This window comes from Vibrio hannami, from assembly GCF_029589055.1.
Lineage (GTDB): Bacteria > Pseudomonadota > Gammaproteobacteria > Enterobacterales > Vibrionaceae > Vibrio > Vibrio hannami.
The window spans coordinates 40,670-47,316 of sequence record NZ_JARQZP010000010.1; the positions used below are offsets into that span (position 1 = coordinate 40,670).

9 protein-coding genes and 1 pseudogene are annotated in these 6,647 nt (G+C 58.8%); all 10 read right to left on the reverse strand.

Annotated features, from left to right (window positions below; translation table 11 throughout):
- Positions 1 to 28: 28 nt before the first annotated feature.
- Positions 29 to 655, reverse strand: a complete 627-nt coding sequence (terL, locus tag P7F88_RS25575) for a phage terminase large subunit (protein ID WP_277829398.1) — start codon at positions 653 to 655, stop codon at positions 29 to 31.
- Positions 656 to 1,018: 363 nt separating this feature from the next.
- Positions 1,019 to 1,609: a terminase large subunit domain-containing protein gene (locus P7F88_RS25580; protein ID WP_277829399.1), complete on the reverse strand. Its 591-nt coding sequence runs from the start codon at positions 1,607 to 1,609 to the stop codon at positions 1,019 to 1,021.
- A 21-nt stretch (positions 1,610 to 1,630) separates the two neighbouring features.
- Positions 1,631 to 1,948, reverse strand: a complete 318-nt coding sequence (locus P7F88_RS25585; protein WP_277829400.1) for a hypothetical protein — start codon at positions 1,946 to 1,948, stop codon at positions 1,631 to 1,633.
- Positions 1,929 to 2,231, reverse strand: coding sequence for a hypothetical protein (locus P7F88_RS25590; protein ID WP_277829401.1), 303 nt, complete (start codon positions 2,229 to 2,231; stop codon positions 1,929 to 1,931). Before P7F88_RS25590 ends, P7F88_RS25585 begins: the two co-directional genes overlap by 20 nt.
- A 213-nt stretch (positions 2,232 to 2,444) precedes the next feature.
- On the reverse strand, positions 2,445 to 2,612 hold the full coding sequence (gene lysC / locus P7F88_RS26585) for an Rz1-like lysis system protein LysC (RefSeq protein ID WP_422128637.1): 168 nt from the start codon (positions 2,610 to 2,612) through the stop codon (positions 2,445 to 2,447).
- A 252-nt stretch (positions 2,613 to 2,864) separates the two neighbouring features.
- Positions 2,865 to 3,053: a hypothetical protein gene (locus P7F88_RS25595; protein ID WP_277829402.1), complete on the reverse strand. Its 189-nt coding sequence runs from the start codon at positions 3,051 to 3,053 to the stop codon at positions 2,865 to 2,867.
- Positions 3,054 to 3,066: 13 nt separating this feature from the next.
- Positions 3,067 to 4,173, reverse strand: a pseudogene (locus P7F88_RS25600) (DUF4376 domain-containing protein); the annotation flags it as partial.
- Between the two features lie 1,076 nt (positions 4,174 to 5,249).
- The gene (locus P7F88_RS25605) at positions 5,250 to 5,702 is read right to left on the reverse strand and encodes a hypothetical protein (RefSeq protein WP_277829404.1); all 453 of its coding nucleotides are present in this window, start codon (positions 5,700 to 5,702) and stop codon (positions 5,250 to 5,252) included.
- 19 nt (positions 5,703 to 5,721) lie between these two features.
- Positions 5,722 to 5,985 (reverse strand): hypothetical protein, encoded by a 264-nt coding sequence (locus tag P7F88_RS25610; RefSeq protein ID WP_277829405.1) that lies wholly within the window; start codon positions 5,983 to 5,985, stop codon positions 5,722 to 5,724.
- A gap of 450 nt (positions 5,986 to 6,435) precedes the next feature.
- The coding region (locus P7F88_RS25615) for a hypothetical protein (RefSeq protein WP_277829406.1) at positions 6,436 to 6,647 on the reverse strand (212 nt) is incomplete at its 5' end.

The following is a 6,647-nucleotide window of genomic DNA, read 5'->3' on the forward strand; positions in this document are numbered from 1 at the left end:
GCCCAAATACCGAATGCAGGGAGTTACATCACCAGCCCCGCGCGCGACCGCCGTTGCCAGTATTGGCGGCTTCTGCAGCCCATTGCTGCTTCATGTGGCCAAACGTACCGGGTTCTGACCCGCGCGTGTTGATCACCGATCCGGCCTCAAAAACATCGTTCATCCGCATACCGATGTTGGACACGGTGTCCACAAAGTCATCGTATCGTCCGTTGGGGAACTTTAGCATTTCGGCCTTGGCGTCACCCCACCACGGAGCAAACCGTGGAAACCGGATCAAGCCTTGGGCGGCGCGGGCGCGGGCGGCGTGAGCATATTGCACTTTGTCTTGGGTCCGCATTTCCATCATGAACGGGACATAGACGCCTTCTTCGCTCATGCGGGCGTCGATGAACGGGCCAATAGAGCGGGCAATCTGCCCTTTTTCCGCATACCAGAATGTGGGTTTGTGCTTTTTGATCACTTCGATCACATGCTCGACAGCAAGGTTAGAGGCCACGCGCTCCCAGAACACATCGGGCATAATCCACGCGATACCGCGCTCGCAAATGCCATAGGGGATGATGCAGGTGCGGTCTGCGTAGTTTTTGGTGGAGACTGCGTGGTCCGAAGTGGCAAACATCGTCAAGCGCTCGGCGTAGCTCGTGTGGGTCATACTCATAAATCCCGTCGAATTGGTAGAAGGCGCCTTCCTGCGGAATGGGGTTGGACTGGTAGAGCGCGGCAAAGCCCATAGGGTCGGCGTCCCGCATTTCATCCAGGTACCTTATGCCAAACTTTGAGGGCCAAAGGGCCGCGCCGACTTCACGCCCAAGAGGGTCATCTTCCGTGGCGATGGCGGCAAGGTTGGTCACGTTGAAGTCTTTGGCCAGCTTTTCGGAAAACACAGGGTTGTTTGGATCGGTTAGGCTACCGGGAAGGTCATCGTCTTGTCCAGCGCGTTTGAGAGATCAGGATAGCGGCCTTGTCGCTGTGCCGGCGGGTCAGCAGGGTTTTGGTGAACCACTGCCACAGATCCTCACGGAGCCTCGGGGTTGCGGGCTTCTTTGTCGTCCTTGATCGGGTCATCCAGAATGATCAGGTCGGCGCCGCGCCCTGTCATGGTAGAGCGCCGCCCCAAGGGGTACAGATTGCCGCCGGATGCGTTTGTGAGGCGCCCCTCGGCGGTCTTTTTGAGGCGAAAGTCTGGGAAAATTTGCTTAAAGCGCTGAGATTGGATGATCTCGCGGATCTCGATGCCGAAATCGCCGGCAAAGTTTTCGTTGTATGTGGCCACGAAGATGTCGCGCTCGGGGGTGGCGTCCCAATACCAAGCAGCAAAGCGCCGCGTGCAAAGCTCGGACTTACCGTGCCGTGGGGGTGCGTTAAGGATTTCTTTTTGAGCCTCGCCGCTCTCAATCCCCATGGCGGTTTTAGCCATGAGGCGGTGGTGCGGCTGTGCGTCATATCGGGTGCGATGCGGATTGGACATATCCCGCTCGACCGGCATGGTCATTTCCGCAAACCGGATCAGGTCGTCGCGCGCGTCCTGCAATGCCGCCTCGTATTCGAGGAGGTGCAGCAAGCGCTCCATTTGCTGGCGGACTGTTGGGGCGGACTTCTTGGGCATGGCCTTCTTTCGAAAGGGTGGTTAGTCGCGCGGCGGGTCGCCTCGAAGGTGCCTTCCAGAACGCAGCATCAATTCATTGTACGACCACTGCGACGTGAGAGCCGCCTTTTCCGCTGCGTCACGCGTTTTTTTGCTCTCGGCTATCAGCTCACGCAGGGTCAATATGATCTCGTTTTCCTCAACGGTCTTAAATTCCTCTTCGACCTTTGATATCCGGTCCTCAATCCCGCTTGGCGTTCTACCGTTGGCCTTTCCGCGGCTATGGGCGATGATCGCGCTCAAGACCGTTGTGACGCCAACAACAAGAGCAACTTGGACCTCAATTGCTAGGTTCTGCACGCGCCTGCCCTCGTTCGTATTCTAGGCGGATAGCGCAATACATGCCCATGACCGCACCAAGTCCCTGAGCCGTCCATGCCTGCCATGCCTGCCATGCCTGCCATGAGGCATTAGAGAGAGGCACAAGGTAAAAAGCTACAGCAAGGGCCGCAAAGAGCGCTGCGAGGGCCGTGCTGCACACAAAGAGTGTCTCAGGGCTACGCTTCCAGTTGCCGTTTCGCGCCAAAGCCACAAGGCTCAGAATGCCCACACCAAGCGAAGGCCACGCCCCAAGCGTGCGCACCCATGAGCGCTGCCAGTCCATCGTAGACGCTCGATGCAAAAGCGTGCGGGAAAAACAGGAAGCCAAGGCCCCGGCGAACTGCCTCAATCGCAAGAATGAACAGAAACGGTCGCGCACCCCATCCCCAAATGTTGTAGAGGAAGTGCCTCACTGCGGCCCCCTCCACAATCTCCGCAATCGCCTCAATCTTGCCGTTGGCACACGTCGCGCTGTTTAGCGCCTCGTAGCCAGCACCGCCAGCTCGCGGACAGTCGTTGCTTGCCGATCCGATATCGCGCACGGGGTGAGCGTTTCAGCGGGAAACGTCGGCGCGACCTCAACGAACTCCGTCTCCGCGCAGGCGGTCAAGAGTAGCGATAATATCAGGGGGTAAAGGCGCATCTGGGCCTCCCGTCAGTAGAGCCTCAACGGCGGATTGGTATTCTGCGGATTGCATGGCGAAGCGCTTGGCGCGTGCCGCCTCTACGTCGCGGGCAAGGCGTGCTTGTTCTCTCTCACGCTCTAGGACGCCCACAGAGCGCTCTAGGCGGGCATTGTCGGCCCGGACACTGGCAAGCTGCCGAGATTGCACAGAGTAGGCCACCAGAGCGAGTATGGCGACTCCCCCAGCCGCAATGAGCGCCCAGCGGGTTATCACGTCTTGCCGCCGTTCTTTTTGGCCCGCACGTAGATCACCTCTACTACGCCGCCAATTGCCAAGCTTAGAGCCATTACAAGGTCAGGATCTTGCGCAAGGGCCGCGCCAATCTGCGGAGAACCGATCACGCCCGCCCCCACAACGTAGCGCAAGGCGATGCGCGCCCAAGGTCCGTAGTCAATCATGAGAACCATCCTTTCATGCGTCCCCAGAAGCCCCGTGGCGCGGGTTTCGTCTTGATCTGGGGGATTGGCTCCACATCGGGCGGGAGGGGCGTGGCGGGGGCTTTCTGTGGTCGTAGCCGGCCTCCGCCAGTGCGCGCTCAAACGCCACCGCGTAGCCGGCGTATTTACCGGCCTCAAAGTTGCCGTTCCAGACGCGCCGTGCCTTGTGGTAGTCACGGTGCGGTCCGTCTACAAAGTCAGAGAGCTTGTGGCCCGTGGCCCACCCTTCCAGCATTGGGCGCACTAGCGCCTTGGTCGAAAGCTCGCGGTGCATCATCGCTTCGGGTAATTTGATAAGGTCAACGCCAAGACGTGCGCCCCATTTCGCGTAGTTGCGCCGGCCCGTGATCTGCCCAATGCCGCGCCCGATGAACTTCCAGCCATCACCCGGCTCAGTGTTGCCGAGGTTCTTGCGCCCCCATGCTCCGCCATAGACAGTGTTCGCCAAAAGTCGTGGGTTGCCGGCCAGAACTTCGGGGGCCAAACCTTGCCGGCGCGACTTGCTGAACACCTGCTTGATCCGGGGCGCGCGATACCAGAGGCTTTCCTCAACAGGCTGCATTCTCCCGCCCGTCTCTCCGTATGCCGTGGCAAGAATGTAGGCGGTTTGGCCGAGGTCTGCGCCTTGCGCCACGCACTCCGCAATGATGCCCTCGCACCCGTCAACCTGAGCCTGCGTCAGAGACGTGCCGAACACGCCACTTTCGCGCCGGCGAAGGGCGCTGAAAAATGCCTGTAGGTTCATGTCTGACCACCCTGTTGTGATGTCCACCGCGTCCAGCGCGCCGTCATCTGCCGCTGCCATGATGTTTGCGCTCAACACCGCCTCCCGCGAAAAGCACGCTTGGATATGAGCTTCTATCGCGTTGGCCGCAGCCGTGATGGCGGCAGCATTGAGGGGCGCAAACACACCGGGCGCGAACTTCCAGCTCGCAATCGTGTAAGTCGCATCTGCCTGCGCCTTGACATACGCAGCAGTGATCTTGGCCTGTGTGACGCGATCCGTGGCAAGGGGCTGGCTATTGAACGTGATGCCGCCTTCTTCGCGCTCAAACCGATATGCAGCCAATTCCTCAAGGCGATTTGCCTTTTCTCTGCAAGGCTGAGCGTGGTGCCTCGCGTCACCACCCCATCACTCACAGTGTCGCCCGGATAGGCCAGCGCCACTTGCGTCCAGCCTGTCAGATCCAAAGGTTCAACGCGGCTCACAACCGTGACCGTGTTTCCATCAAGTTGCACCCACATCATGCGTAGACCTCCACAAGAGCGTAAACTTCCTCAACGCCAGAGATATTGATCGCCTGCGGGGGAGCGCCGTGTTCACAATGAACTCAAGGCGATACTCTTTGCCCGCCTCCACCTGCCAGACACCGCTACTCGCGCTGTTGTCACCACCACCTTGGATGAACGGGAGGGACGCACCCGTGGCGACCGCGCTATCCGTCACGCACCAGAGGCGCGATGTGATAATATCCCGCCCCCGCACTGTGGTTTTCACAAAGCCGCTTATCGCAGGCGTGAAGGCGTTAGACGCCAGAGACACTGCCGCGTTTTCGTTCACTTCAATGGTGCCGAGGTCGCAGGGTCGTCCACGTGTTCGCGGTGCGCGACTGCCCCGCCGTGCCTTGCGCCTTACTGTCGGTCAGAAGCGCCACAAGACGACCCGTTGCGGAAAGCCCCAGTTGAGCCTGCCAGCCAGACCCTTGCCGGATTACGCGCACCTCAGAAAAAGCGGGCAACGTGTAGCTCGATGCGAAGTTGATTTGCTCCGAGCCGTTCGTGGTGACGGTCAACGCCGCATTCCGCGTTTGCAGCACGCACCAGAACCCATCCGCGACCGTAGCAGCCGCAGGAAGCGCAGTCGCGGCCGCCAGCCGAGAAGAACACGCTTCGCCCAATGTCAGACGCCAGAATGTCGCGGCGCCGTTTCGGGGCGCGGGCAGAAGCGTGCCAAGGGCGGCGACGGATGTGGACGCCCCAAGAATAGACGCGCCAAAGTCAGTTGTTGGATACACAACAGCAGCGTACCAAGCTGTGCCGTCCGACTGCACTCGGGCAAATGACCCATCAGGGACAACCTGAGTGAGCGCCCCGTTGATCGTTTGGGCGCCAGAGGGATCAAGCGTCACATCCCCGCCGCGAGCATACACAAAGCACTCAAGCGCCCGAGAGACGTATCCCAAGCGTCAGAACCAGATCAGAGCTGCACGAAAAAGACTTCCCATTGTCATCGTTCGTCACAACCCGATCGCCGGACAAGGCATCCCAAAGCGACAAAACGCCAACAGCAGGAACGTCACTCAAATAACGAGCAAACAGGCTCGTCCCATCACAGTAGACCTGACAAAAAGCACCAGCAGGGATCTCCGCGCTCGCACCCCCATCAATCAACATCCCGCCAGACAGAACAACAGCACCGCCAACAGCATCGACGTAAATCGACCACCCATTCGATGCGCCAGACGGAACTGTAAGCGTCACGCCGGCCAAACACCGAAACAACTTGCCGCTATCAGTGGACGAAAGCGCTTGGGCAGAAGAAACAGAAACAACCCCAACAACCCCGTTAAATCCATCCGCACCACGACGAATAACCTCAACAGTAGGCATCACGCTCCCCCCAACAGGATCAACAACAGAAAGACGAAAACGAACCAAAACCTCGGACAAAAACATCCCCGTCAGGCCAATCAACCCAAACCTCAAGATCCCAATGCCCAACAGGAAAAACAGTCGTATCAACACACCGCACAGTCACAGTGTCGCCAACCGCAGCCGTCACATACGAACCGCCCAAACCAGACGGAACAACAACACGACACGTCGCATCCCCAAAGTCCTCGCCAATAGACCGAACCTCAAGAAAAGCGTCTCTCCACGCACCAATGGCCAAAAAACGAAATCATCCATGCCAGCCAAATGACACACAAAGACACGTTACGGGGAGAACAGAACCAGTTTTGAAAATCCAAAAATTGGGGGGAGGTCTAATACAGGAATGCGGGCGGCTCCGAGCGGGCGCCTCGTGGGGTGGGGGCGGCCTCCCCCACCCATTGCGCGCTGGCCCTGCCCCATCACGCACCACGCTCACAAACACACACTCACGCGCTGGGGTCATGCCCCACCCCTATGGTCGGGATCGAGCTTACAGATAGCCTATCTGGTGCGTCTATGGTGGTTTATGCAGGGTTATCAGGCCCTTGGCTGCATCCAGTTACCAATGGCCAAGGGTAACGGCCCAATCTGGCCTTAAATGCGATCAGGTCGCAAATAGTCTAAAAACGACATGATTTGGCCTGTTTTGGGGTCTCAGCCCCGTGTTTCGGGAGACCGAATGTCGTTTTTAGGATAGTTTTGCGCCCAGCATCTTGCGGAGCTTGGCGATCTCGTGGGTGATCTGCGAGCGGTCAAGATCGATGACCCTGCCAGCCTCTTGCCGCTCCTGCGCCTTCTGTATGTCCATCATCATCTTGATAGCGTTTGACTTGGCGGTCTGGGAGGCGTCGGGGTCGTTGATCGTGTTTTGGCAGGCCGCAAGTGCTTGAGAATATAGGG

Bases quoted from the DNA above. Each gene is read 5' to 3' on its own strand.
- terL (WP_277829398.1), bottom strand. From the start codon at position 655: ATGACCCACACGAGCTACGCCGAGCGCTTGACGATGTTTGCCACTTCG.
- P7F88_RS25580 (WP_277829399.1), bottom strand. From the start codon at position 1,609: ATGCCCAAGAAGTCCGCCCCAACAGTCCGCCAGCAAATGGAGCGCTTG.
- lysC (WP_422128637.1), bottom strand. From the start codon at position 2,612: ATGCGCCTTTACCCCCTGATATTATCGCTACTCTTGACCGCCTGCGCG.
- P7F88_RS25595 (WP_277829402.1), bottom strand. From the start codon at position 3,053: ATGATTGACTACGGACCTTGGGCGCGCATCGCCTTGCGCTACGTTGTG.
- P7F88_RS25605 (WP_277829404.1), bottom strand. From the start codon at position 5,702: ATGCCTACTGTTGAGGTTATTCGTCGTGGTGCGGATGGATTTAACGGG.